Origin of the sequence: Pleomorphochaeta sp., assembly GCF_050031695.1 — a bacterium.
Taxonomy (GTDB): Bacteria; Spirochaetota; Spirochaetia; order Sphaerochaetales; family Sphaerochaetaceae; genus Pleomorphochaeta.
This window is the reverse complement of record NZ_JBNAIC010000065.1, coordinates 1-25,260: the sequence shown is the minus strand read 5'-3', so window position 1 is coordinate 25,260 and position 25,260 is coordinate 1. Positions and strand designations below refer to the sequence as shown.

Here is a 25,260-nt window from a genome sequence, read left to right as displayed (position 1 = left end):
GAGAACAGATACAATATCAAAGTTTTACTTTAGTGTTTTTTTATTGGGTCTTTTATTCTATAATCTCCAACCATTTTACTTACTGTTCTTTTATGTGCGTCTTCACACCCATTAAAAGGTTTATCTTTATTTTCACTTTTATATTTTTGAGTTAACCAAAGAACATCTTTAGAAATTCTATCTAAATTATTTAATTCTATTTCTGTAATATATTTTATAAAGTCAGCTCCATCTTTAGCTCCTAGAACATCATTTGATTTATTTATTAATTCATTAAAATGATGTAAACAAAATCCTTTGCCTTCAGCTAAAGCTTTTCTAAAATCTTTTTCATTATGAGCCATATATATTATCGTATAGATATATCTATCTAAACGTTTTTGCATTTGGGAACAAATTAAACAACCACTTTCTCTTTTTTCTAAATCATTACTAAATTGTTTAACAGCATTATTAGCTTTTCTTCCAGGTTTTGCATTTAATAATAAATCAAATGATTTTTTAAACTTAACTAAACTTTGAGATAAATAAGTATCACAAATCAATGCTAATCCTTGAGCTTTATTAGCATCACTCAACATTTGAAAATGATGGTGACAAAATCCGTGTTCATTAACCATAACTCTAGTTTCTGGATTCATTACAGAAGAACCTAAATAAAAATCAACACTATGTTTTTCAGCTTCTTTCATTAATGAACATAAAAAACATTCATCATTTTTTTCTAAAGCATCCCAAACTGGAATCGTTTCTAACTTATACTTTATTTTTCCCATTTATTTATCCATTAATACAAGACTTAACAACATTAGGATAATTTGTAATTAAACCATCAACACCCCAATTAATGCAATTAATTAAGTTTTTCATTGTATTAACAGTCCATGTATTTACTTCTATTTCATATTTTTTACATTCATTAACTATTTCTTCAGATAAGCAATTAATATCAGGATGATAACATTCCATTCCTAACATTTTTGTAAAATATCCTGAATTAATTATTCCAGGTGATTCTACTAATAAACCACACTTTATATCTTTTTTTATTTTTTTAGAAATAACGGCAGAACCATGATTAAAAGAAGAGAGAATAACTCTATCTGATAGATTATATCTCTTTAATTTATTAATAACTTTTTCTTCGATATCTTTATAATATATCAAATTAGTCTTTATTTCGATATTGGTTATTATATTTTTATCTTGTATATATTCACAATATTCATCAAAAGTTGGTACCCTTTGAATTTCTGCTAAATTGTTAAACATATAATTAGCATTTAATTCTTTTAATTCTTCAAGAGTCTTATCTTTTACATATCCTTTTCCAGATGTTGTTCTATCAACTTTCTCATCATGAATAATTACTAATTCATCATCTTTTGAGAGATGAACATCTAATTCTATTCCATCACATTTACATTCTTCAACTGCTTTTTTAAAAGCAATCATTGTATTTTCAGGATACAATCCAGAAAACCCTCTATGAGCATAAGTCTTCATGTGGGGGGTACCATCCTTAGAAAGCAAGGGAGTTGAAGTTTCAACTCCCTAGAATTATTTATTTTACTAAAGCTTCTGCTTTAGCAGCTATATTTTCAGCAGTAAAGCCAAATGCTTTTGCTAAATAATCAAGTTTTCCAACTTCACCAAATCTTTCACCAACATTAACAAAATCCATTTTTACAGGATTTGTTTTTGCTAAGTGAGCAGCAATCATTTCGCCAACTCCACCACTGTATCTACCATTTTCACATACTAGAACTTTTTTACATCTTGAAGCTACTTCATCAATTAAATCTGTATCTAATGGTCTAATTGTATGTAAATCAACAAGAGTTGCATCAATTCCTTTTGCTTTAAGTAAATCTAATGCACCACTTGCTGCATCAACCATAGTTTGTCCTGTTGCAATAATAGCAACATCCTCACCTTTACTTAATTCAATACCTTTACCTAATTCAATCTTAGTTCCAACAGGATATCTGTGAGTGATACCTTTTCTTGCTGATCTGATATAAGAAGGTTTATTGTTTTCATATACTTGTCTTATTAATTCATACATACTTTGAGAATCAGATGGATCGATAATTACAACACCTGGAACTTGTCTCATTAATGCAATATCTTCAAATGGCATATGAGTTCCACCATTTAATTGAGCTGTAATACCAGGATCTGAACCTACTAAATGTATTACTTGATTAGCATAACCAACTGATAAGAAAAATTGGTCAAATGTTCTTCTACTAGCAAAACAACCGAAAGTATGTGCAAAAGGAGTTAAACCCATTGATGAAAGTCCTGCTCCAACACCTACCATATTTGCTTCAGCAATACCACAGTTATAGAATCTATTTGGAAATTTATCTTGGAAACTTTTAGAACCAATACAACTAGCTAAGTCTGCATCTAACATTACAATATCTTCATGTTCAGCAGCTAAATCATTAATTGCTGTCATAACAGCATCACGCATATTATTTAAATCACTTGTATCTCTCATTAGTTTACTCCTTCTCTTTCACGAAGCTCAGCTACAGCTTTTTCAGCTACAGTTTCATCATAAGCAATACTATGGTTTGCTGTAATTCCTTCACCAGGAATAAAACCATAAGATTTAACAGTATCAAGAATAATCATTGATGGTCTATCTGTTGCAGCTTTTGCTCTTTCAATAGCTTGTGCTAATTCATTAAAATTATGACCATTAATTCTTTGTACATGCCAATTAAAGCCTACCCAACGAGTATCAATATTAGCCATTGACATAACATCATCAGTATAGCCATCTAATTGTAATTTATTTAAGTCAGTAAAAGCTATTAAATTACCAAGATTCCATTGAGCAGCTGTTTCAGCACCTTCCCAAATTTGACCTTCTTGGCTTTCACCGTCCCCAATAACTACATAAGTTTTTGCATCAATATTTTTAATTTTTTGTCCTAATGCAATACCAACAGCAGCTGAGAAACCTTGTCCTAAAGAACCACCAGTAAAATCAACACCAGGAGTTTTTGTCATATCACAGTGACTTGGTAACTTTGTACCACCTTGGTTTAAAGTTAATAACCAATCTTCAGGAAAGTAACCTTTACTTGCTAAAGTTGCATATACAGCAGGTCCTGCATGCCCTTTAGAACATACAAATCTATCTCTGTCTTCTTTTTTTGGATCTTTTGGATCTATTCTCATTTCTTGATAATATAAATATGTCAATAATTCTACGATTGACATACTACCACCAATATGACCAGCACCAAAATGACCAATTTCTTTAATTGTCATTTCTCTTATTTGTAAAGCTTTTTGCTTTAGGCTTTTGACGTCCATGGTTTTCTCCTAATTTTTTATTATTTATTTTCACCTAATAATATATTACTTTCACTAAAAAAGTAATAGCTTAGCAGACAATAAACTTGCTTATTTTTCCTAATTTTTAATACAAACAAGTTTTTTTAATATCCATTTTTTATATTGCTAAATTATAGCACAAAAAAAAATTAGTGAAAATAAACAAGAAAGATATTCTTTCTATTTTAATATACAAATTTAGATTCATAATTAATGTAAAAATCTTGTAGTGAATAAGCAATTTTGATACAATACCATCATTGAAAAAATCAATATCAGGAGAAATACTATGAGAATGAGCAAAATGTTTTCCAAAACATTAAGGGAAGCACCAAGCGCAGCAGAAAGTAAAGGTTATGAATTACTTTTAAGAGCAGGGTTTGTTCGTCAAATGGGTGCAGGGATTTTTTCCCTACTACCTTTGGGCTACACTACAAATTCTAAAATTGAAACAATTATTAGAGAAGAAATGAATCAAATTGATGGCCAAGAAATATTAATGCCCGTAGTTAATCCTGCTGATATTTGGAAAGAAACAGGAAGATATTACAGTATTGATAAAGAAATGAGTCGATTCAATGATAGAGCTGATAGAGATATGGTTTTAGCAATGACTCATGAAGAAGATGCTACTGCTATTGCACGTCATGAAATAGGATCTTATAAGCAACTTCCTCAATTAATTTATCAAATCCAAACAAAATGGAGAGATGATGCAAGACCAAGAGCTGGCTTAATTAGAGTTCGTGAATTTACAATGAAAGATAGTTACAGTTTTGATAAAGATGTAGCTGGACTAAATGAACAATATAAAAAGCACTACAACTCATATTTTAGAATTTTCTCTCGAGCTGGATTACCTGTTATTGTAGTTGGAGCAGATTCAGGTATGATGGGTGGTAAAATTTCACATGAATATATGTACCTATCTCCAATAGGTGAAGATACTATAATGACTTGTGATAAATGTGGATATACTGCTAATAGACAAGTTGCTGTTTTCAAAAAACAATACTACAAAGAAGAAGAAAAAGAATTAGAAAAAGTTCTAACTCCAGAATGTAAAACTATTGAAGAATTATGCACCTTCCTAAACATTGAGAAAAGACAAACTGCTAAAGCAGTCTTTATGGTTGGAACTTATGTAGATGATAAAACAGGTGATGAAACTGAAAAATTAATTGTTGCTATTATTCGTGGAGATTTAGATGTTGAAGAAAGCAAACTTCAAAAAGTTGCAAAAGCAAATGCACTAAGACCTGCGCATACTGAAGAAATCCTTCAAAACAAGATGGTTCCAGGTTATGGATCTGCAATTAACTGTGATCCAAAAACAGTAATTATTGTCGATGACTCTGTTAAAAAGAGTAACAACTTAGTAGCTGGCGCTAATGAAGAAGGCTATCACTTATTAAACACAAATTATGGAAGAGATTATTCTGGAAAGGTTGCTGATATTGCAAGTGCAAAAGATGGTTACCAATGTTTATGTGGCCATACATTAACTGAAAATAGAGGTATTGAAGTTGGAAATATTTTCCAATTGGGAACAAGATACAGTGAATCTATGAATTGTTATTTTACAGATGTAGATGGAAAGAAAAAACCTGTAATTATGGGATCATATGGTATTGGTGTTGGTCGTTTCTTAGGTTGTTTAGCTGAAGAATATAATGATGAAAAAGGCCTTAAATTACCAATAACTGTTGCCCCTTACCAAGTTCATTTAATAAATTTAATTAAGGATAAAACCTTAAGTGAAAAAATATATAACGAACTATCAGCTTTAGGTATAGATGTTCTCTTTGATGATAGAAAAGAAAGTCCTGGTGTAAAATTTAATGATGCTGATTTGATTGGTATTCCAATTAGAATTACTTTAGGAAACAGAAGTGTTAAAGAAGGTAAAGCAGAAATTAAATTTAGAAAAGATTTAAATGAAAGCTATTTATTTAATTTAGAAACTCTAAACGATGACATTTTAAATTCTATAAAACAACTCAAAAAAGAAATTCAAAATAATATAATTGAACAAACTATTGAATTATAGATAATAAAAAATCCCTTTAATAAGTTAATATTTATTAAGGGGATTTTAACTTATAACATAGAACATACTTATAACACTCCATTTTTATAGATATTTTATAGCTAAATTAGTAAATTAATATAATTTAAACAATTTTTTGAAAAAAACTTATAACTTTTTCTTGACTTATTCAAACATATAACATAATATAATGAATGTAAGTAAGAAATAGTTTATTTTTTATTTACACGTCTCTAATTACTTTTATTGACAACACAAATAAGCACAACAAAAAAAAGCAATAATTAATATTGCTTTTTTTTGTTTTTAAGCTATTTCGCTTAAATTTAGTAAGTTAATTCCTAGATTATTTTTGTCTAATATTATTCAATTCCTAATTTACTTAATGAATTAATAATATAAGTTCTTTTATTTGCTTTTGCATAATCTAATACACTTGTACCTTGATAATCTTTTGCATATGGATCAGCACCTTCTTTTATTAATGCTGTAAAAATCTTTGTTTCTTTATTACTTTTTACTGCCATCAATAAAGGAGTCTCTCCCAAATAATTTTTCTTTTCTAATTCACAGTCGTTGTTCACTAGAGTTGAAAGGATTTTTGGATTAGTATTGTTATTTGCTGCTAAATGTAAAGCACTTGATTTAAATTCTGGATCAACCACACTTAAATCAGCTCCTTCTTTTATTAAAGCATTTAAAACAGCAACTGCAGAATTGTTTTGAGCAGCAAGTAAAAGAGGTGTAATCCCCCATTCGTTTACACAATTTACTTCAGCTCCCTTCGCAATTAAATCCTTAATTTCTTTTGCCTTTTTTGCATTAACTGCTGCATCTAATAATTCCTTATTTAATGCGTCTTTACTTTTTGTCATTGTAATCTCCTGTTATCATAGAAATTAACTTATTACCCATATTATTATTAATTACAAAAAAATTGTAAAGTGCCTAACTTATAAGGTTCTTTTCCATACATCAAATGGATTAATTTTCATTCTAAAAACACAATATAGATAACCAAACAACAATCCAGCTAAATGAGTTAAATGAGCAACACCTGTATTTACTCCAGAAAATTGGCTAAATAGTTCTATTATAAAAAACAATATTATTAAAAGAGGTGCTCTAATTGGTAATATCCCAAAAATATATACTTTTGCAAAAGGGAAAAACACAGCAAATAGTAAAAGAATACCATATACAGCTCCTGAAGCTCCTAATAAAATAGCATTTTGCCCTGCAATTAAATAACTTAAGAAACTAAATATTCCTGATAGAGTTCCTACCAATAAATAATATAATACAAATTCCCGAGATCCTATCCGTTTTTCTAAAGCTTGTCCAAATATAAATAAAGACAACATATTAAAAAGTAAATGAGAAAAGCTACTATGAACAAACATATAAGAAAATACTTGATAAATATATCCATTTAAAACAAACCCAGGTATCATAGATAAATAATATACACCATTTTGCCAAATTGAGTTTATAATAAAATATACTAACACGTTTATTCCAATCAAATATAAAGTTGCATTTGAATAAGTATATTTAAATTTTTTATTTAATAAATTAGTTTTCATATATAGAAGATATCTAGACAATTGTAGAATCGTCAATACACTAATTAAAAAAATGCAAATTATTTACATAATCAACAACATTTTTCTTCATATATATTTAATATTTTTTGGTACAGTTATTGCTTATATATTATTAATAATTTTTTTCATATTAAAACTTCAATAAGCAATAAAATATTTTTATTTATATTTTATTGCTTTATTATTTAACTTTAAAAGTGTGAAATTTTTGCACAATTTTTATAAATTTGAAAAAAATATACAGTACTTGTTATTTTTTTTATTAAAAAAAGACGAATTTATAAGAAAATACCCCCTTATTTTTTGGCACACTTATTGCATACTTATTTATAAACAGAGTAGATTTTTTCAACCTCCTTTTTTAAGTGTGATTTATAGATGCTAGCAAAACCTCTCCCACCCCCTTTGTTAGCATCTATATTTTTGTATATAGGGTGTGCAAAATTTACACACAAAAAAGTGAAGTGAAATATTTACACATTATTTTTTGAAAAAAAAATATTAATAATATAAAAATAAGGCTAAAATTAATCTTTTTTATATTATTTTATTTTTGGCACACTTATTGCATATATATTTATATAAAAAAACAGAGCAACAGTTTTTTTCAACCTCCTTTTTGGACGCCGATTCTCTCCTTTTATTCGGCGTCTTTTTTTGTCCTCATTCTCTCGCTTTTATAATACTTATTTGATACAATTCAACCATGGCAAAGACAAGAAGAGACAAAGCAGACTTTTTTACAAAAAAAGCACATAAAGAAGGCTATCCAGCAAGATCAGTTTATAAATTAGAAGAAATACAAGCTTCTAATAAGATAATAAAACCGGGTGACAGAGTATTAGATGTTGGAGCATCTCCTGGATCTTGGACCTTATACACACATAACAAATTACTTAAAAAAACAGGTTCAATTGTTGCTGTAGATTTAAACCCATTAAATTTAAATCCTGTTCCTCCTACTGTTACTTTCTTTCAAGGAGATGCCTTTAGTAAAGAAATCAGAGAAAGACTTGTAGAACATGGACCTTATGATGCAATAATAAGTGATGCTGCACCAATGACAATGGGAAACCGTAGTGTTGATACAGCAAGAAGTGAAAACTTAGCAGAACAAGTTCTTTATTTAGCTATGGAACATTTAAAACCTCATGGAAATTTAGTTATCAAAATTTTCCAAGGAGGAGGCCAACAAGAAATTTTAATGCAAATGCGTAAAGTCTTCAAAAAAGCAAAAACAGCAAAGCCTAAAGCATGTAGAACAGATTCTTTTGAAATATTTTTAATTGGTCTAGATAAAAAATAAGATATTACTATTTATCAAAATGAACATCTAATTGAGGGAAAGGTATTTCTATTCCCTTTTCTTTTAACTTAGTAATAACCTCAGAATTAAACCTCCAATAAATTGTCCAATAGTCTTGTGGTTCAACCCAAGGTCTAATTAAGAAATCAACAGAAGATTCCGATAATTTGTGAACCTCTATAATAGGGGCAGGATCTAGAACTACTTCAGGATAGGAGGAAATCATTTCTTTAAATACTTCTTTGCATATTTTTAAATCTGCATCATAGGGAACTCCAACATTCATCGAAACCCCACGTAATTTAGTATATGAGAAATTAGTTATTGCCTCTCCCCAAACCAGTTTGTTTGACATTGTAATACGTTTACCATCAAAAGTATTTAATGTAATACACATTAAGTCCATAGATACAACAGAACCTGCTAAAGATCCAATTTCAATATAATCACCTTTTCTAAAAGGTTCATTTATTACTAGCATAGCTCCAGCAAAGAAATTAGATAAAGAATCTTGAAAAGCCAATCCTAAAACAATACCAGTAATTCCAAGACCAGCAATTAAAGGACCCATATTAATTCCTATATGTTGTAAAAAAGTTAATATAATAATTATCCAACCAACTACTGAAACAATTTTTAATATGTAAGACGCCATTAATTCGCTTGTTTTTTTTGACTTATTCAAAAGAGGACTAATTGATTTAATTATTATTTTTAAAACTATCCAAGAAAAGATTAAAATAAATATTCCAGAAATTAAATTCAAACTAAAATCTTTAAAACCTTGTGATTCCCAAAATTTTAAAACACTTAGCAAAGAATAATCATTTGATACTGATTCAAGTATTATTAACGATTTCATATTAACTCCTTTTCTAATTGGTACACTTTTATCTTAATTGATAAATGTATAAAATAACAAGAAAAAAAATTGTTGAATTATATTTCTATAACTCAACAATCTATTTTTTTTATTTGATTTAAACTATTTTGCTAATAATTGATTTAGTTTTTTAGTAAATTCAACAGGATCTTTAGGCATAACACCTTGTGCTAACATAGCTTGTCCTAATAACACTTCACTTAAGGTTGTATTAAATTCATCATCTGAACTATCAACAAGTTTTTTTACAATTTCATGTTCACAATTTATTTCTAATATTGGTTTAGCGTCTGGAATATCAGATTGACCCATTTGTCTTAAAATTTGTTGCATTTGAACACTAGGATCATTTTCATCAACAACAACAATTGCAGGAGAGTCAACTAAACGAGAAGAAGAAACTACATTACTTACTTTTTCACCTAAAGCTTTTTTGATTTTTTTAATTATATCTTTTTCTTCTTTTGTTTCTTTTTTATCTTCTGAATCATCTTTTAAGTCATCAACAGCACCACTCTTATTAATTGCTTTAAGAGGAATATCTTTGTAATTAGCTACAGAACCAATGATAAAGTCATCAATTTCTTCTGGCATAATCAACACTTCATATCCTTTTTTCTTATAAGCTTCTAATAAAGGACTTGATTTTAAGGTTTGTTCTTTACCACCTGTTAAATAGTAAATACTTTTTTGATCTTCACTCATTCTTTCTTTATATTGAGCAAAAGAAACATATCCTTCTTCTTGTGAAGACTTAAATCTAACAAGTTCTAATAAAGAATCACGATTAGCATAATCACTGTACAATCCTTCTTTTAAAGGACTATTATATTCTTCAATAAATTGACTATATAATTCAGGATTATTTTCAGAAATTTTCTTAAATTCACCTAATAGTTTTTTTACACTTGCATTTCTAATTGTGCTCATAACTCTATTTTGTTGCAAAATTTCTCTTGAAACATTTAGTGGTAAATCTTCACTATCAATAATACCTCTAACAAATCTTAAATATGTTGGTAATAATTCTTTATCATCATCTGTAATATATACTCTTTTTACATATAGTTTCACACCAGGTTTATAATCAGCATATTTCATATCAAAAGGAGCTTTTTTAGGAACATAGAACAATGTGGTATATTCTGTAACACCTTCTGCTTTTACATGTGTATAAAATAAAGGATCATCACCATCACTATAATTATTTTTATAGAATTCGTTATAGTCTTCTTCTTTTAAAGAACTTTTACTTTTTCTCCATAATGCAGTACAACTATTAATTTGTTCTACTTTATGTTCAACAGTTTTTATAGGATTGCCTTCATCATCTTTTTTTCCATCAGGATCAGCTTCTTCTTGGTCATAAGATAAATATATAGGATATGCAATATGATCACTATATTTCTTAATTAAATTCTGAATTTCCCAACGATTAGCATACATCAAACCTTCTTCATTTAAATGAATAACTAAAGTAGTTCCTTGTTCATCTCTAGTTGCTTCTTCTATTGAATAACTACCTTCCCCAGTACTACTCCATTTATAGGCTTGATCTTCACCAGCTTTCTTAGTAATGACATCAACGCTTTTAGCTACCATAAAGGCACTATAAAAACCAACACCAAATTGTCCAATTAAATTGTTATCTTTCTTTAAATCATCATTTAAAGCAGCTAAAAATTTTTTAGTACCACTTGATGCAATAGTTCCAAGGTTATCATTTAAATCATCATGACTCATACCTAATCCATTATCTTTTAAAATAATAGTAGCATCTTCGCCCTCTACAAATTCAATATCAATTCTTGGGTCGAAATCATAATTTTTTAATTTTTCATCAGTTAGTGATAGATATTTTAGTTTATCAATTGCATCAGATGAATTAGAAACTAATTCTCTTAAAAAAATTTCTTTATGAGAATAAAGAGAATGAATGATTAATTGTAACAATTGAGAAACTTCAGTTTTAAATTTTTTTTGTTCCACTTTTTTCCTCCAGAAGAAAGTCTTCTTCATTATTTAATAAATACCATAAGAAAAAATACAAAAAAAAATAAACATCGGCAAGAAAAAATACAAAAAAAATACCGCTAAACCAAAGGGAAAAGCGGCAACCTCCTATTTGATTCTAATAAATAGAATCTTAATACCTATGCGCTGGGTCAATCGCAATAGGTATGAACAACGACAAATATTATTATTGCATAGCTTTTTAATTATGTAAAACATTTTTTACATTTTTTTAACATAATTTACATCAAGTTTATTAGAAATATATAATGATACTTAACCTATTTATTTTTATGATAAATTAGATTCAGTAAAAATAACAAAAAAAGAATCTCTAGTAATAAAATAAACTGCAATAAAATAATTATTCAATAGCATATTAACTATAATACTGTTAGCCTTATGTCTTATATTTATATATTATAATTATTATCAATAATAATAATAAATCATTAATTATATGCAAAATACAATATTATTTTCGACAATTTACCAATAAAATGATTAATGTTATAAGTTTGTAAATGTTAATAAAATTTATACTTTTTTCAGTTTACCCCCTTACATTTGTCAAATGTTATATGTTATAATTAATCAAAGATAAGAAGAATATATAACAAAAGGAATAAATATGTTATTACCACCAATTACAAACGAAACCAAATCAACTACAATAGCAAACAAACTTGAAGAAATGATTTTAAACAAAGAATATAAAGCAGGGGAAACACTACCAAGCCAACATGAACTAGCTCAACAATTCTCTGCCTCAAGTAGATCTGTTAGAGAAGCTTTTAAAAATTTAGAAGCAAAAGGCCTTATTCAAGTTAGCCAAGGTAAAAGAGCTCTTGTTAAAAGTAATAATCTAGACCAATTTGTTGAATCATTATCACTTTCAATGTTATCAAAACAAGTTCCTGATAAAAAATTATTAACCGACTTAATGCAAGTAAGAACAACTATGGAAGTTTCTGCTACAAGAGAATTATCTAGAAGTCCATCAAGAATGTTAATTGTTAGATCTTTAGGAAGATGTGTTAATAAAATGGAAAATGCTATTCCTATTTTAGAAGAAAATCCAAAAGATACTGATGCATTAAGAAATTTTAAACAAAATGATTTTGAGTTTCATACAACATTAATTAAATCAAACGACAATATAATTTTAACATCTATATATGAAAATCTTTCTCCACAACTATATGCTGCTTTAGACAGAATAAAAGAAAACTTAGTTGAGAAAAAAAAGAAAGTTAATGAATATCGATATTTAGTTGATGCATTAGAGAATGGTCAAACTGATTTAGCTGTTGCTTTAACTCTGGTTAACTTAACAAATATCTCTGATAAATTTGACGATTTAAAATTATAAACATGTGACAATCTATTAAAATTGCAACAATAAAGTTGCAATTTTTTTATATATAATGTGATATCAACATTTTGAAACCAATTAACATTAGTACAACCCCTCCTAAAACTTCTGCCTTTTTCTCATATTTGTTTCCAAAGCTTCTTCCAATATATATACCAATATATGATAAAACAAAAGTAACAATACCTATAGTTAGTGTAGAGGAAAACAAATTATTATCTGTTAATGAAAAAGTAACTCCAACAGCTAGAGCATCCAAACTTGTTACAATTGCTAAAACTAAAATATCCTTTAGAGAAAATTGATTTATTTTGCAGCATTCTATTTCTGATTCTCTATTGTTTAAAGATTCTAATATCATTTTCAATCCAATAAAGTTTAAAAGTAAAAAAGAAACTATGTAATCAAAACGACTTATAATATCAATCATACTAAGCCCTAAATAATATCCTATAAAGGGCATAAGAAATTGAAAACCACCAAAAAAGATAGCAATAACTAAACTTTGCTTTTTAGAAATTTGTTTTATACAAATTCCTTTACTAATAGATGCTGCAAAAGCATCCATTGCTAAACCAAATGCAATAATCAATGTTTCAAAATAACTCATAATCATCCCTTATATTCTTAATTCCTTTATATTTTGAATTAATTTAACATAATTTACAATTATTATGATATAATTATGTAAAAATTTATAGGAGGTTTGCACATGAAAAGATGTTCAATCATTATACATAGTGTAAATGGAAACTGTTATATAATGGGACAGTATTTGCAAGAATTACTAATCGAAAGAAGTTGCGATGCTAGACTCTACAGAGTTACTGATGAAGATTTACATATTTGGGCAAATAAATTTGAAACTGCAAATGACTTTTTAGAAGACATTTTAGCTCTACCTATAGCAAACACTTCAACATTAAACAAAAGCGAAATGGTTATTTTAGGTTGTCCCACTTTATTTGGAAATGTAAGCGCTGAAATGAAAGCTTTTTTAGATTCAACTTTTTCTCTTTCTGAAACAAGAGATTTAGAATCAAAGTTTTTTGCTTGTTTTACAAGTTGTATGCATTCAACATGCGAAGGTGCACATGCTATAGATTCAATGTTGCTATGGGCTCAAAATATGGGAATGCTTCATATTCCTTTTGGAGTACATACAGATTTTGAATCTGATAATCAACCTGTTGCGGGATTAGTTCATCTTGCCGGTAAAGAAAACTTAATTAGACCTAGTCAAAAATTAGGTCATGTAATGGAAGCATATGCTGATATATTAGCTGCATATATTCAAGAATAATATATTTTTATTTATAGATAAAAAGGGTCAGTACTTGAAAACTATTTCAAAACTGACCTTTTTTTATTTTTTAAAAAAGAAATTTAATATACGTTTTATTAATCTTTCCCAAAATCCTTTAGAATATCTTACTTTATAATCTAAAGTAGCGCTTTCAATAGACACTTTTTGAGAATTACTTATATTTTTTAATTCTTCCCAATGTCGAACAATCCATATATATAAATCACCTTCAGTATTACCAGGAAAAGAAGATAATAAATTTAATTTTCTTACTTCCTTAATTATTGGAGCATAAACGGTATTATACCAACTTTTTACAGCTTTTTCATAAGGTATTTCTTTTTCAGAATCTTCATTTAAATAATATTTATGAACATTTATATGATTCAAAACTTCAGGATACATTCCAGAGGCAGAAAAAACAATTTCATTTATAGGCAGAATATCCTCAAAATGATATTGATTTAAAAACTCTTGTCTTTCAAAATCAACAACTTTTTTTCTTAAATCACGCATTGTCATACCTTGTTTTAAAGGTATTTGAGAATCTAATTCAACTATATCTGCATCAATAAATTCTGAACCTTGGCTTTTTGCAACAGAAACTCTATGATTTCCATCTCTTACAAAATACCACTGGCCAAGTTTATAAACACTAATTGCAGGTAAATCAATATATTGCAAATGAGCTTTATCGATACTTTTCCATCTTTCTTTTAGAAGCTCTCTTTTTGGATAAAAAGCTTTTGAAAAATCTCTTGCACGACCTTCACTTCCTATAATATCTTTTATAGGGATAGACTTTAATCCTATATAAGATTGGCTACGTGGTTTAATTAACTCGGTAACTTCATACAAAGATAATAAATCAGAATTTTCCCATTTTAATTTTGATAATAAAACCTGAATTTTTGCTCTATTCTTTGCTCTCTCAAAATTTTCTTCAGTTTGATTATTTAAGTTATAGTCATTCATTTTTTTTCCTACTAATATTATTTAGTATCTCCTATTCTATCATCTTTAAGAACATACGACTTATATACATTAATTATGTTAGTTTGTCTATAAACAACTCTTCTTCTAGCATTTGAATCAATCAAATGGATATGACCATGCAAAACATATTTAGGTTTAAATAAGTCCATAAATGTCAAAAAGCTAGCAAAACCTCTATGGCAAAGATCCTTATCATCATTATATCCTAAAGGAGAAGCATGTGTAACTAAGATATCTAAATATCTTCCGTATTTAATTTTATTTACTACTAGTTTTGGAATCATTTTAAAGATACGAGCTCTCATTTCTAACTCAGTATATTGACTTTGACCTTTGTTATATTTATAAGAACCGCCTAATCCTGCAATTATTAATCCCGTCTTTTTATCTCTAATAACTTTTCCCTCAATACATTCTCCACTATATGCATGATTCAAATTAGAATGTAAATCATGTTGTTCTTGGTCTTGAGAAGAGCTCATATACTTATTAAAGTCTTCTAAATTATGATTTCCAAAAACAAAATACAAAGGTTTATTTAATGAAGAAATAATAAACTCATAATACCTTAGGGATAAATCTCCTGCAGCAATTACTAAATCAATATCTTTAAAATGACTTTTTATATGTTGAGAATAAACTAACATATCTTTTTCATCCGAAATACATAGTATATTCATTTCTTCTCCTTTTCTGCCATTTTACAATAGAAAAGCCGAAATTGACAATGTTTTATCTTTTTTCTTCTAATTAAAATAAATTAAAAATAATAATTAACAAACTTTTTTTATCCTAAGATATATTATATAATAAGCTGTAAATAATTATATTTTAACACTTTATAACAAATAGTTTTTCTAGACTATAAAGCTTTTAAAGCAATAAAATAAAGTTAACATATGAGGTAACAAATGGAAATTAAACATAATAGACCTGAATGGATTCTTAATTTTAAAAAGCCAACAGGAACAGAAATTAAATATATTAATGGCCATTGGTATCTATATGAAAGAAGTTCTGTTTGGGATTCAACAAAAGGAAAAGCAAAAAAGAAAAGTGGAAAACTAATTGGAACTATTACTGAAAATGGACTTATTTTAAAAAAAGATAGGGAAAGTATTAACTCAATTAATTGTTTTGAATTTGGGGCATCAATTTTCCTTTATAAATACACTCATGAATTAAGAGATCGTTTAGAAACATACTATGGAGAACATTGGAAGATTATATATGCATTAATTCTAATGAAGATAAAAGAAAATTGTTCGTTATTTGATTTTACTATTTTATATGATGTTTCTTTCTTAAAATACAAAATTGGTAAACTTCCAAACAAAACTCAAGAAATTAAAAAAGCCATTCTTTTTCTATCACAAAAAATAGAAGTCTTAGAAAATTTTTTTAATATTGAAGAATGTAACAATTTATTAAAGTATTATGAGCATATAATGAATAAGAACTTTACCTACGACACTTATTTTCTTGATTTACTAACATTTAAAAATTTAGAAGATGATATTATTTATTTAAAAGAAAATTCTAAAAAACCAATTATTGATGAACAACTATCCTATGGTTTAGCTATAATCAATTTTATGGCTATACATGAAATAAATTCCTTAAAAAATAAAATTGCTGAAAAAGGTATTTACAATACATATCGTTTTGAAACAATTATAAATCTTCTCAAAACAGTAAATGCTTTAAAAATAAATAGAACCATAAAAATAACAAAGCTTTTAAAAGAAGTTGAAAAGCTTTGTTATAGTTTAGATTTAGATATTTCAATTAAAAATTGATTGGATGTCTATTATCAAAAGCAACTTTTTTCAAATAATTTTTATCAAGTTTTAATTCATTAGCTATCTTAATTAGTAATTGTTCTGAAACTAAATTCTGTTCACAATATAAATATAATAAAGCCTTTTCACTTATATTATCAGGTAATAAAGAATTATAATAAACCTCAGAATTTTCATAATCCTTATATCTACTATATATATTTTTATATAGATATGATTCTTCTATATTTTCTTTTATATTTTTCAATTCCTTGATTAATGGCGCTGATTCACCTCTTGCTGATAGTTCTCCTAATGGTTTTAAATGGTAATAAGTATATTCTTTACCAGGTAAAAAGTGATGCTTATCACATCTAGCCTCATAATCAGGTTCTAATGATGAAGATTTTTCTCTATCTCCTCCAACTATAATTAGAGGATCAAAATATAAAGCAGGACATTCTTTTCCATCAACTTTATAATATCTATAAGTAAAGAAAGCATGTTCTAGACAATCTGGATGTTCGCAATAAGCTGTTAATGGGATTACATCTGTTGCTACATCTAGCATTAACCTAGCTGTAGAATTAAATAAATCTCTTCTAAAATTCAAAACTAGTGTTGGAAAAATAAACATTATTCCTTTTTCAAGGCTATTATTTCTAACAACGTAAGCTAATCTTTCATCAAAAAATGAAGCTTCATCAATAATATAGGTACCAACAGTTGGATTATCTTCAATAACTTTCTCAAGACCAAAAGAGTCTTTTATTTTTGCTATATTATTTCCACACCTAACGTAACCTGATCTAAAAGCTAATGCATCTTCAGGATAATCTTTAAATCTATCGCCATCTACTTCAGATCTAATAAAAAAGACATTACGTCTATCAATATTTTTATAACTTGTTGCTTTTTTTACAATATCACTTTTCTTTTGAGCTACATTAGCATCTCTCCAAACTCTAGCTGCAAATTCAGTTTTACCAGACCCCATTGGACCAATTAGTAAAACTCTACGCCCAGGAAGAGTAAAATCAAAATGAGTAAAAGTATCTAAAACAGTAAGAGAAGGAAAACCCAAACTTGTCAAAAAGTCTGAAGTTTCCCCTTTTTTTTCTTTAATATTCAGCATCTGAAGTTGCTCCAGTTACAATAGCTACTCCACAACTAGCACCAATTCTAGTTGCTCCAGCATCAATCATAGCTTTAGCTTCTTCATAACTATGGATTCCTCCACTAGCTTTTACTCCTAACTCTTTTCCAACTGTTTTTCTCATTAGTGCAATATCTTCAACTTTAGCACCACCCTTTGAAAATCCTGTTGAAGTTTTAACATAATCAGCCCCAGCCTTTTTTGAAAGGGCACAAGCTTTAACTTTTTCTTCATCAGTAAGTAGACAAGTTTCAATAATTACTTTTAATAATTTATCTCCACAAGCTTCTTTAACGCTTTGGATATCTTTTAAAACTAAATCATCTTTAGAATCTTTTAACCAACCGATATTAATTACCATATCAATTTCATCAGCACCATCTCTAACAGCTTCTTCAGCTTCAAAAGCTTTTGCTTTAGTACTCATAGCACCTAATGGAAATCCAACAACAGTACAAACAGAAACATCAGTATTCTTTAATTTCTTAGCACATTCTTTTACACGGCAACTGTTTATACAAACAGAAGCAAAATGATATTCAATAGCTTCATTACACAATGTATTTATTTTTTCTTTTGATGTATCTGCAGCTAAAACAGTATGATCTATATATGATGCAATATTCATAGTTAATTTTGTTAAGTCAGAAACTTAACTTCCTCCATAAAAAAAGATTAATTTACTTAAGTTATTTTACTCGATACTATAATCTAAAGCAACTAATAGAAATTAATTTATAACATAATTAATTTATTTAGTTTTTTAGAATAAAGAGTAGTAATATTGACTAATAAAGCCTTTACTCGATACTCTTACTTCATGTTACAAATATTCGCAGATAATTTTATGTGGTTTTTAATGTTTGTTTTATTAATAAACATTTCTCAAAGAAAACTAGACCACTCAGAAAAAAAACGTTTTGCAACAATATATATTGCTGCATTATTACTTTTATATAATATACTAGTAGTTTTAGTTATTATTAAAGAATTGCCTACATACTTAGGTTATGTCGCAATAATTATTCCAATAGCAATCGGTTATATTTTCAGAGATAAAGTTTGGCCTTTTAGACTTCATTGCAAATCATGTAATAAAAAACTAGATTTTAATCACATTATTGGTGGAGATGAAAATTTATGCAACGATTGTTGGTTAGAAGCGCATCCTGAAGAAGCAGAAAAAAAGAGAAAGCAAGAAGAAGAAAAACTTTTACAAGAAGAAGAAGAAAACAAATTTGTTTGTCCTGACACTGTAGAAGAACTTGATTGGGATGCTTGGGATCCTGAAGAAAGATGCGTATTAGCTTATGTAAAAAAAGATAACAAGGTTTTATTGATTAACAAAAAACAAGGAATAGGCAAAGGCTTAATAAATGGACCTGGAGGACATATAGAACTTGAAGAAACAGCTATTGAAGCAGCTTATAGAGAGTTTACTGAAGAAACAGGTTATACAACTGAAAATCTTGAATATGTTGGTACTCTAAATTTCCAATTTAAAGATGGTCTTTCAATGAGAGGATATGTATACATCGGAGAAGATGCCGAGGGAGAACTCAAAGATAATGAAGAGGCAACTCCATTCTGGTGTCCTATCAATGAGCTTCCATTAGATAAAATGTGGGAAGATGATAAACTTTGGTTAGAAAGAGCTCTAAACGGTGAAAAGTTTGTTGGAAACTTTATCTTTGATGGAGAGAAAATGCTCTCACATGATATTACTTTTGAATAAAATTTAGGGATTGTTAATTAACAATCCCTAAAATATTAATGACAACTACAATCATCACCACAAAAGCAGCCTTCATCTGATTCAGAACCACATGAGCAAGATTCGCTTGCAACTGGCTTCAAATCTAATAAAGATAACCCATTTTCATCTAAAACAAATTTTGCGTTCTCTAACGCTTCTTTAGCTCCTTCTCCATAAACCACAGGTACGTCATCTACTATTTCAATTTCACCTTCATCTGTTAAATCAACATTAATAGTACTTGAACTACATGTTTTCTTAATAAAAAAGTAAACAGCTTTATTATTATGTTTGTTTAACTCATTTAAAAATATTTTTTTTGAACCATCATCAAATTTCATAAAACACTTCCTAATATATTTATTGATATAATACCAATTTAAAATTTTAAATACTTCTTTTATCAGATAATATTTACTTACTAAATGTCTTAAAATAACTTAAAAGTAAAATAAATTAAACCATAAAACTATTAAAAAAAGAAAGAAACTTCTTGATTACTATTTTTCACTTGATTAATATATTATTTATGAGTCTAAGAGTCCCAACAAACCAAGTAACTACAGAATTAATAATTAAAAAATCTAAATTTATAACTATTGCAACAAGAATCAATAATTACGATGAATTAAAACTCCTAATTAATAAAACCCGAAAGGACCATCCTAATGCAAGACATGTTGTCCATGCTGCTATATTAGGGAATCAAGGCACTATCTATAGCTTTAGTGATGACAAAGAACCAAAAAATACAGCAGGTAAACCAGCTTTTGAAGTTTTAAAGGGCAGTGGGTTAACTAATATTGCAGTACTTATTATTAGATATTTTGGAGGGACTTTGTTAGGAACAGGAGGTCTTGTAAAAGCATATGGTGAAAGCACTAAAAATGCTTTACTTGAAATAACAAGCGAAGAATTGATAAAAAAAAGTGAATTTATAATTAAAACATCATATGATAGATATGAAAAAATTAAATTAGTTTTAAAAGATTTTTCAACTTCAATTTTAGATGAAAATTTTGAAACGCATGTTACCATTAAAGGAACGCTTCCATACTCTATGGAAGAGTTATTACAAAAAGAAATAATAGAACTTTCTAATGCAAAAGATATTATAACTTTTTCAAAATTAGATTTTTAACGTCTTGATATTTTATTAAATTTAATTTTTTCTAGAAGATCTTCTTCAGGTTCATCTTCTTTTTCCTGTATGATATTTTCATCATCAAACTCATTATTATCTATTACTTTTGATAACTTTATTGCTATTGAAATAGCTTTTTCAACTGCTTTATTCTCTATTTTATCAACGGTATCTTCTTCTGTATGAAAGTATGTATTTTTTAAGCCTTTTTCCAAATCTACAGCCATTAAAGTTACAGCTTTCACGCCATTAATCATACCATTAGCTGCATCAGTAGCACCGCTTAAAAAAGGTAAAGGATGACTAGTTGCTCTATATCCCATATCATTTGCTAATTTTACACATTTATTGGCCATATCTTTATCTAATGAAACTAATCCATTTATATCACTATCAATAAATACTAAATCATCAGAATTATATATACAATCAAAATTCAATTGAAGTGGATTCTTCAATAAAGCTTCATGCTTTTCAAACCAAACTTTTGATCCTCTTAATCCAACTTCTTCTGCATCAAAACTTATAAATATTATTCTTGTATTTTTTAGTCCTTTATTATTTTTTTTAGCCCAATCATAATATTTGGCTAGTTGTATTAAGATATTAGTACTAATTAAATTATCCCCAGCACCAGGAGACGCTTTATCTGAATAATAATATTTTAGCTTTATTACAATTGGAAAAACACATATTAATAAAATTATTATTAATAAAGATGTTAATTGAGGGAAACCTATTTTTAATAATCTACCTGTAAATATTTCAACGAATATCTCGATTAAATTTAAAATAATTGAGCATGCGTATAAAAGTAAAGGCAATTCAACTTTAGTAAAATAACCCTTTTCTCCTCTATTTTTGTTCATTAATTGTGCGCTATCATGGTGTGCAGAAAAAATAATTGTTTGAGTTACATTCCCATCTGGTTCAATTACACCATGTATATTTTTTCCTTTTGTATCTTTTATATTTTTTTCAAAAATTGGTTTATATATGATAAAAACACTATAAACATAATAAATAAAACTAATATTTACGAGTAAAGGAATAATTGAAAACCCAAATAATAATAAAAGAAGTGTTGTTAAATAAACATACGGTAATAATTTAATCCATAAACCATGAGATAAACCTTTGTGATTAAAACTTTGAGTTGAAGTAAAATCACAAAATTGTTTTAATTTATTCTCAATAGCGGAACCACAATTAATACAAGAATCACTTCCTGTACACCGTGGACCAAAATCTTTTATCATTTCATCTGTTTCTGAAATTGCATCATCAGCAAGTTTTATAGCTTTAAAAGCTTCTAAGGGAGATTTCCTATGAGTATGTAAATCTGGCTTTGTCAAACTAGTTTCTTTTATTTTTTTCTCTTTTTTAAAAAAATTATTTAGCTTAATCAAAATCACAATCTCCGTTTTTTTACTTTGAATCATTTATATTGTAATCATGTTTTTAATTTGTTTAAATAGAAATTGCCATTTTTTTATTAATGATGTGGAAATAAATTAAAAAATATCTTGACTAAATTCAACCGTACCGATATATTATGTTTCTGTTGACACATTAGTTGTCAATACAAAAATGGAGAGATGGCCGAGTGGTCGAAGGCAGTAGTCTTGAAAACTACCGTGGGGAAACTCACCAAGGGTTCGAATCCCTTTCTCTCCGCTACTAACATTATTATATAGGTTAGCAATTTGGAGAGGTGCGAGAGTGGCCGAATCGGGCTCCCTGCTAAGGAGTTGACCTGGTAACGGGTCCGGGGGTTCGAATCCCCCCTTCTCCGAAATAAGGTTCTTGATTTTTTCAAGAACTTTTTTTGTCTTTAAAAAAAGTTTGATAGAATTATAATTATCCTTTACAATCCAAAATATAAAGAGGAAAATAAATGGATGTCGATAAATACATAAATGATATAAACAAAAATAAACTTTTTCAAAATATTAGTGAAGAAAATTTAAAAGCATTACTTCCCTGCTTGAATGCAACTATTAAAAATTATTCTAAAGAGCAAATTATATTACACCAAGGAGATTCTATAGAAAAAGTTGGAATAATATTAGAAGGCACTTTGAAAGTTGAAAGAGTAGACTTCTGGGGGAATAATTCCATACTTCGAAAATTAACTAAAAATGACATGTTTGGAGAAATTTATGCTTTTGAAAAAAAACCTTTAGAAATTTCTATAATTTCAGCATCATCAAGTAAAATCTTATTTTTAAATTTTAATAAAATCATTCACCCTTGCCATTATGCTTGCACCTTTCATACAACATTAATTATTAATTTGCTTCAAATATTTGCAACAAAAGCTAGTTCAATGAATAAAAAAATTGGAATTTTATCAAAAAGAACAATAGAAGATAAAATTCTTTCATATTTAAAGACTATATCAGTTCAAAAAAACAGCAAAACCTTTGAAATACCTTTTAATAGACAAGAATTAGCAGATTTCCTTGTTGTAAATAGAAGTGCACTAAGTAAAGAACTTATGAAATTAAAACAAGATGGAATATTAGACTTCAATAAAAATTCATTTACACTACTCTAAATCATTACGATTATGTAGGTTAGTAAAAAATATCTAAAGTTTTTACCACTTGACATATTTTAGAAAAAAGACTATAGTCGACTTTCGTAAATAAAGGAAGTAAAAGAACTTATTATCCTTTTGTTTTTTATTATTGAGACCTTAGCTCAGCTGGATAGAGCATCAGTTTGCGGAACTGAGGGTCGGAGGTTCGAATCCTCTAGGTCTCGTCATTAAGCATTCAGTTATATTACTGGAGAGATGTCCGAGAGGTCGAAGGAGACGGACTCGAAATCCGTTGTAGCGTATCACGTTACCGAGGGTTCGAATCCCTCTCTCTCCGATATTTTTTTACACTTTTCAGTAAGAAATAGCTTAGACCCATTTATGGAGAGATGTCCGAGTGGTCGAAGGTGTACGCTTGGAAGGCGTATGTGCCCGAAAGGCACCGAGGGTTCGAATCCCTCTCTCTCCGTTTTTCAGCTGGTAGATTCCATACTATGAATGATTGCCCAACCCCGTCAGGACCGGAAGGTAGCAGCGGTAAGTGATTTTTTCATGAGATATGGGTGATTTACCAGCTGTTTTTTATTTATATTCATATTTAATTTCAATAGATTTATGCTATAATTATTTTTATAGGAGAAAACAATCATGGCTTATGAAGTTACTGCGACAAGGAAAAGACCTCAAACTTTTGATAATTTAGTCGGTCAAGAATTTGTTGTTTCAACAATTAAAAATTCAATAAAATCCAATAGAATCGCTCACGCTTATCTCTTTTGTGGACCAAGAGGCGTTGGAAAAACTTCTTCAGCTAGATTATTAGCTAAAGCATTAAATTGTGAAAAAGGACCTACTCCTACACCTTGTGGTGTTTGTGAACTTTGTAAAGAAATTACAAAAGGTAACTGCAGTGATGTTATTGAAATTGATGGTGCTAGCAACAATAGTGTCGATGATATAAGAAATATCAAAGAAGAAGTACGTTTTCACCCTCAAAAAGGCCGTTATAAGATATATATTATAGACGAAGTACACATGCTATCTAAAAGCGCTTTTAACGCTTTATTAAAAACTATTGAAGAACCACCAAGTTATACAATTTTTATTTTTGCAACTACAGAAACACAAAAAGTACCTGCAACAATTAGAAGTAGATGTCAACAATTCCACTTTCAACTAATAAATATAGAGACTATTAGCAATTGCTTAAAAGATGCAACAAAAGACCTTAATATTAAAGCTGAAGATGATGCTATCTTTTGGATAGCTAAAGAAGCTACAGGCTCTATGAGAGATGCATATACATTATTTGATCAAATAGTATCTTTTAGCGATGAACATATTACTCTTGAAAAAATAAAAGATAAATTAGGCTTAGTTGGGTTTGATCAAATAAACATAATAATTACTAATCTATTAACTAAAAATATGGATAAAGTTGTATATTCTTTAAATAATATGCTTCTAAGTGGAATTTCTGTCGAACAATGTATTAAAGATTTTGCATCTTACTTTAGAACTATTTTATTACTAAAACAAGGAATAAATGATCCAAATATTTTAGGAGCCCAAGTAAAAGATATTCCTGAAATTATTATTAATTCTTATACTACAGAGCAAATAGAAGCAGGGTTTGAACTATTTATTAACTTATATAAAGAGATTAAATATTCAATTAACCCTAGATTTGAATTAGAATTGGCAATTAATAAACTACAAAATTTACAACAATTAGCTTCACCTGTAGTTGTAATGCAAAAAATCAACCAATTAAAGAAAGAAATCCTCTTAAACAATATTAATAAAGAGGATGATTTAGAAGAATCTAATACTTCTAAACAAGCTGAACTACAAAAGCAAGCTGAATTACAAAAGCAAGCTGAATTACAAAAGCAAGCTGAATTACAAAAGCAAGCTGAATTACAAAAGCAAGCTGAATTACAAAAGCAAGCTGAATTACAAAAGCAAGCTGAATTACAAAAGCA

Annotated in this window: 24 protein-coding genes, 5 tRNA genes and 1 other RNA gene; 15 read left to right on the top strand and 15 right to left on the bottom strand. The window is 28.1% G+C overall.

Annotated features, from left to right (window positions below):
- Positions 1-29: 29 nt before the first annotated feature.
- The 4 genes from ACPKM0_RS11585 to ACPKM0_RS11570 are packed head-to-tail and all read right to left on the bottom strand — an operon-like array spanning position 30 to position 3,336.
- Positions 30-776, bottom strand: a complete 747-nt coding sequence (locus tag ACPKM0_RS11585) for a DUF6062 family protein (RefSeq protein WP_472476132.1) — start codon at positions 774-776, stop codon at positions 30-32.
- Between the two features lie 4 nt (positions 777-780).
- Entirely contained in the window at positions 781-1,506 is a 726-nt protein-coding gene (locus ACPKM0_RS11580) for a glycerophosphodiester phosphodiesterase (protein WP_472476130.1), read from the bottom strand.
- Between the two features lie 58 nt (positions 1,507-1,564).
- Positions 1,565-2,509 (bottom strand): transketolase family protein, encoded by a 945-nt coding sequence (locus ACPKM0_RS11575; RefSeq protein WP_472476128.1) that lies wholly within the window; start codon positions 2,507-2,509, stop codon positions 1,565-1,567.
- The gene (locus ACPKM0_RS11570) at positions 2,509-3,336 is read right to left on the bottom strand and encodes a transketolase (RefSeq protein ID WP_472476126.1); all 828 of its coding nucleotides are present in this window, start codon (positions 3,334-3,336) and stop codon (positions 2,509-2,511) included. The genes ACPKM0_RS11575 and ACPKM0_RS11570 overlap by 1 nt, the downstream gene beginning before the upstream one ends.
- A gap of 310 nt (positions 3,337-3,646) precedes the next feature.
- On the opposite strand from ACPKM0_RS11570, the gene ACPKM0_RS11565 reads away from it, so the two are divergent.
- Entirely contained in the window at positions 3,647-5,407 is a 1,761-nt protein-coding gene (locus ACPKM0_RS11565) for a proline--tRNA ligase (RefSeq protein WP_472476125.1), read from the top strand.
- Positions 5,408-5,769: 362 nt separating this feature from the next.
- Here ACPKM0_RS11565 and ACPKM0_RS11560 read toward each other — a convergent pair whose 3' ends face one another.
- A complete protein-coding gene (locus ACPKM0_RS11560) occupies positions 5,770-6,282 on the bottom strand; it encodes an ankyrin repeat domain-containing protein (protein WP_472476124.1) in 513 nt (170 codons plus the stop codon).
- Positions 6,283-6,360: 78 nt separating this feature from the next.
- Positions 6,361-6,993 (bottom strand): rhomboid family intramembrane serine protease, encoded by a 633-nt coding sequence (locus ACPKM0_RS11555; RefSeq protein ID WP_472476123.1) that lies wholly within the window; start codon positions 6,991-6,993, stop codon positions 6,361-6,363.
- Between the two features lie 727 nt (positions 6,994-7,720).
- Between ACPKM0_RS11555 and ACPKM0_RS11550 the strand changes: the two genes are divergently transcribed.
- On the top strand, positions 7,721-8,320 hold the full coding sequence (locus ACPKM0_RS11550) for an SAM-dependent methyltransferase (protein ID WP_472476121.1): 600 nt from the start codon (positions 7,721-7,723) through the stop codon (positions 8,318-8,320).
- Between the two features lie 7 nt (positions 8,321-8,327).
- Here the strand turns inward: ACPKM0_RS11550 and ACPKM0_RS11545 are convergent, their stop codons facing one another.
- The gene (locus ACPKM0_RS11545; protein ID WP_472476119.1) at positions 8,328-9,182 is read right to left on the bottom strand and encodes a mechanosensitive ion channel family protein; all 855 of its coding nucleotides are present in this window, start codon (positions 9,180-9,182) and stop codon (positions 8,328-8,330) included.
- A 123-nt stretch (positions 9,183-9,305) separates the two neighbouring features.
- Positions 9,306-11,192 carry a molecular chaperone HtpG gene (htpG, locus tag ACPKM0_RS11540; RefSeq protein ID WP_472476117.1) on the bottom strand — a complete coding sequence of 629 codons (1,887 nt, stop codon included), beginning with the start codon at positions 11,190-11,192 and terminating at the stop codon, positions 9,306-9,308.
- A 655-nt stretch (positions 11,193-11,847) separates the two neighbouring features.
- On the opposite strand from htpG, the gene ACPKM0_RS11535 reads away from it, so the two are divergent.
- Entirely contained in the window at positions 11,848-12,588 is a 741-nt protein-coding gene (locus ACPKM0_RS11535) for a FadR/GntR family transcriptional regulator (RefSeq protein WP_472476115.1), read from the top strand.
- A gap of 46 nt (positions 12,589-12,634) precedes the next feature.
- On the opposite strand, the gene ACPKM0_RS11530 is transcribed toward ACPKM0_RS11535, so the two are convergent.
- Positions 12,635-13,201, bottom strand: coding sequence for a manganese efflux pump MntP (locus ACPKM0_RS11530; protein WP_472476113.1), 567 nt, complete (start codon positions 13,199-13,201; stop codon positions 12,635-12,637).
- 102 nt (positions 13,202-13,303) lie between these two features.
- Here ACPKM0_RS11530 and ACPKM0_RS11525 point away from each other — a divergent pair, with 102 nt between their 5' ends.
- Complete coding sequence (locus tag ACPKM0_RS11525; protein ID WP_472476111.1) at positions 13,304-13,894, top strand: flavodoxin family protein; 591 nt, start codon at positions 13,304-13,306, stop codon at positions 13,892-13,894.
- Positions 13,895-13,957: 63 nt separating this feature from the next.
- Here the strand turns inward: ACPKM0_RS11525 and ACPKM0_RS11520 are convergent, their stop codons facing one another.
- Both ACPKM0_RS11520 and ACPKM0_RS11515 read right to left on the bottom strand, forming a co-directional pair.
- Positions 13,958-14,872 carry a transcriptional regulator gene (locus ACPKM0_RS11520; RefSeq protein WP_472476109.1) on the bottom strand — a complete coding sequence of 305 codons (915 nt, stop codon included), beginning with the start codon at positions 14,870-14,872 and terminating at the stop codon, positions 13,958-13,960.
- A gap of 17 nt (positions 14,873-14,889) precedes the next feature.
- Positions 14,890-15,573 carry a metallophosphoesterase family protein gene (locus tag ACPKM0_RS11515; protein WP_472476107.1) on the bottom strand — a complete coding sequence of 228 codons (684 nt, stop codon included), beginning with the start codon at positions 15,571-15,573 and terminating at the stop codon, positions 14,890-14,892.
- Between the two features lie 231 nt (positions 15,574-15,804).
- Here ACPKM0_RS11515 and ACPKM0_RS11510 point away from each other — a divergent pair, with 231 nt between their 5' ends.
- Complete coding sequence (locus tag ACPKM0_RS11510; RefSeq protein ID WP_472476105.1) at positions 15,805-16,692, top strand: hypothetical protein; 888 nt, start codon at positions 15,805-15,807, stop codon at positions 16,690-16,692.
- On the opposite strand, the gene ACPKM0_RS11505 is transcribed toward ACPKM0_RS11510, so the two are convergent.
- Both ACPKM0_RS11505 and deoC read right to left on the bottom strand, forming a co-directional pair.
- Positions 16,682-17,809, bottom strand: a complete 1,128-nt coding sequence (locus tag ACPKM0_RS11505) for a thymidine kinase (RefSeq protein ID WP_472476103.1) — start codon at positions 17,807-17,809, stop codon at positions 16,682-16,684. The genes ACPKM0_RS11510 and ACPKM0_RS11505 overlap by 11 nt on opposite strands.
- Positions 17,796-18,458, bottom strand: a complete 663-nt coding sequence (gene deoC / locus ACPKM0_RS11500; protein WP_472476101.1) for a deoxyribose-phosphate aldolase — start codon at positions 18,456-18,458, stop codon at positions 17,796-17,798. The genes ACPKM0_RS11505 and deoC overlap by 14 nt, the downstream gene beginning before the upstream one ends.
- A gap of 192 nt (positions 18,459-18,650) precedes the next feature.
- On the opposite strand from deoC, the gene ACPKM0_RS11495 reads away from it, so the two are divergent.
- Positions 18,651-19,565, top strand: a complete 915-nt coding sequence (locus ACPKM0_RS11495; protein WP_472476099.1) for an 8-oxo-dGTP diphosphatase — start codon at positions 18,651-18,653, stop codon at positions 19,563-19,565.
- A 35-nt stretch (positions 19,566-19,600) separates the two neighbouring features.
- Here ACPKM0_RS11495 and ACPKM0_RS11490 read toward each other — a convergent pair whose 3' ends face one another.
- The gene (locus tag ACPKM0_RS11490) at positions 19,601-19,927 is read right to left on the bottom strand and encodes a hypothetical protein (RefSeq protein ID WP_472476097.1); all 327 of its coding nucleotides are present in this window, start codon (positions 19,925-19,927) and stop codon (positions 19,601-19,603) included.
- Between the two features lie 188 nt (positions 19,928-20,115).
- On the opposite strand from ACPKM0_RS11490, the gene ACPKM0_RS11485 reads away from it, so the two are divergent.
- Complete coding sequence (locus ACPKM0_RS11485) at positions 20,116-20,727, top strand: YigZ family protein (RefSeq protein ID WP_472476095.1); 612 nt, start codon at positions 20,116-20,118, stop codon at positions 20,725-20,727.
- On the opposite strand, the gene ACPKM0_RS11480 is transcribed toward ACPKM0_RS11485, so the two are convergent.
- Positions 20,724-22,139, bottom strand: coding sequence for a M28 family metallopeptidase (locus tag ACPKM0_RS11480; RefSeq protein ID WP_472476093.1), 1,416 nt, complete (start codon positions 22,137-22,139; stop codon positions 20,724-20,726). The genes ACPKM0_RS11485 and ACPKM0_RS11480 overlap by 4 nt on opposite strands.
- Positions 22,140-22,322: 183 nt before the next feature.
- On the opposite strand from ACPKM0_RS11480, the gene ACPKM0_RS11475 reads away from it, so the two are divergent.
- The 8 genes from ACPKM0_RS11475 to dnaX all read left to right on the top strand — a co-directional run.
- Positions 22,323-22,407, top strand: a tRNA-Ser gene (locus tag ACPKM0_RS11475).
- A 31-nt stretch (positions 22,408-22,438) separates the two neighbouring features.
- Positions 22,439-22,525: transfer RNA gene (locus ACPKM0_RS11470), tRNA-Ser, on the top strand.
- Positions 22,526-22,627: 102 nt separating this feature from the next.
- A complete protein-coding gene (locus ACPKM0_RS11465) occupies positions 22,628-23,290 on the top strand; it encodes a Crp/Fnr family transcriptional regulator (protein ID WP_472476091.1) in 663 nt (220 codons plus the stop codon).
- A 135-nt stretch (positions 23,291-23,425) separates the two neighbouring features.
- Positions 23,426-23,499, top strand: a tRNA-Arg gene (locus ACPKM0_RS11460).
- Positions 23,500-23,524: 25 nt separating this feature from the next.
- Positions 23,525-23,612, top strand: a tRNA-Ser gene (locus ACPKM0_RS11455).
- Positions 23,613-23,658: 46 nt separating this feature from the next.
- A tRNA-Ser gene (locus tag ACPKM0_RS11450) sits at positions 23,659-23,744 on the top strand.
- A 9-nt stretch (positions 23,745-23,753) separates the two neighbouring features.
- Positions 23,754-23,852: signal recognition particle sRNA small type (gene ffs / locus ACPKM0_RS11445), an RNA gene on the top strand.
- Positions 23,853-23,923: 71 nt separating this feature from the next.
- The coding region (gene dnaX / locus ACPKM0_RS11440) for a DNA polymerase III subunit gamma/tau (RefSeq protein WP_472476089.1) at positions 23,924-25,260 on the top strand (1,337 nt) is incomplete at its 3' end.

Coding starts and splice junctions, on each gene's coding strand:
- ACPKM0_RS11585 (WP_472476132.1), bottom strand. CDS start 776: ATGGGAAAAATAAAGTATAAGTTAGAAACGATTCCAGTTTGGGATGCT.
- ACPKM0_RS11580 (WP_472476130.1), bottom strand. CDS start 1,506: ATGAAGACTTATGCTCATAGAGGGTTTTCTGGATTGTATCCTGAAAAT.
- ACPKM0_RS11575 (WP_472476128.1), bottom strand. CDS start 2,509: ATGAGAGATACAAGTGATTTAAATAATATGCGTGATGCTGTTATGACA.
- ACPKM0_RS11570 (WP_472476126.1), bottom strand. CDS start 3,336: ATGGACGTCAAAAGCCTAAAGCAAAAAGCTTTACAAATAAGAGAAATG.
- ACPKM0_RS11565 (WP_472476125.1), top strand. CDS start 3,647: ATGAGAATGAGCAAAATGTTTTCCAAAACATTAAGGGAAGCACCAAGC.
- ACPKM0_RS11560 (WP_472476124.1), bottom strand. CDS start 6,282: ATGACAAAAAGTAAAGACGCATTAAATAAGGAATTATTAGATGCAGCA.
- ACPKM0_RS11555 (WP_472476123.1), bottom strand. CDS start 6,993: ATGAAAACTAATTTATTAAATAAAAAATTTAAATATACTTATTCAAAT.
- ACPKM0_RS11550 (WP_472476121.1), top strand. CDS start 7,721: ATGGCAAAGACAAGAAGAGACAAAGCAGACTTTTTTACAAAAAAAGCA.
- ACPKM0_RS11545 (WP_472476119.1), bottom strand. CDS start 9,182: ATGAAATCGTTAATAATACTTGAATCAGTATCAAATGATTATTCTTTG.
- ACPKM0_RS11535 (WP_472476115.1), top strand. CDS start 11,848: ATGTTATTACCACCAATTACAAACGAAACCAAATCAACTACAATAGCA.
- ACPKM0_RS11530 (WP_472476113.1), bottom strand. CDS start 13,201: ATGAGTTATTTTGAAACATTGATTATTGCATTTGGTTTAGCAATGGAT.
- ACPKM0_RS11525 (WP_472476111.1), top strand. CDS start 13,304: ATGAAAAGATGTTCAATCATTATACATAGTGTAAATGGAAACTGTTAT.
- ACPKM0_RS11520 (WP_472476109.1), bottom strand. CDS start 14,872: ATGAATGACTATAACTTAAATAATCAAACTGAAGAAAATTTTGAGAGA.
- ACPKM0_RS11515 (WP_472476107.1), bottom strand. CDS start 15,573: ATGAATATACTATGTATTTCGGATGAAAAAGATATGTTAGTTTATTCT.
- ACPKM0_RS11510 (WP_472476105.1), top strand. CDS start 15,805: ATGGAAATTAAACATAATAGACCTGAATGGATTCTTAATTTTAAAAAG.
- ACPKM0_RS11505 (WP_472476103.1), bottom strand. CDS start 17,809: ATGCTGAATATTAAAGAAAAAAAAGGGGAAACTTCAGACTTTTTGACA.
- deoC (WP_472476101.1), bottom strand. CDS start 18,458: ATGAATATTGCATCATATATAGATCATACTGTTTTAGCTGCAGATACA.
- ACPKM0_RS11495 (WP_472476099.1), top strand. CDS start 18,651: ATGTTACAAATATTCGCAGATAATTTTATGTGGTTTTTAATGTTTGTT.
- ACPKM0_RS11490 (WP_472476097.1), bottom strand. CDS start 19,927: ATGAAATTTGATGATGGTTCAAAAAAAATATTTTTAAATGAGTTAAAC.
- ACPKM0_RS11485 (WP_472476095.1), top strand. CDS start 20,116: ATGAGTCTAAGAGTCCCAACAAACCAAGTAACTACAGAATTAATAATT.
- ACPKM0_RS11465 (WP_472476091.1), top strand. CDS start 22,628: ATGGATGTCGATAAATACATAAATGATATAAACAAAAATAAACTTTTT.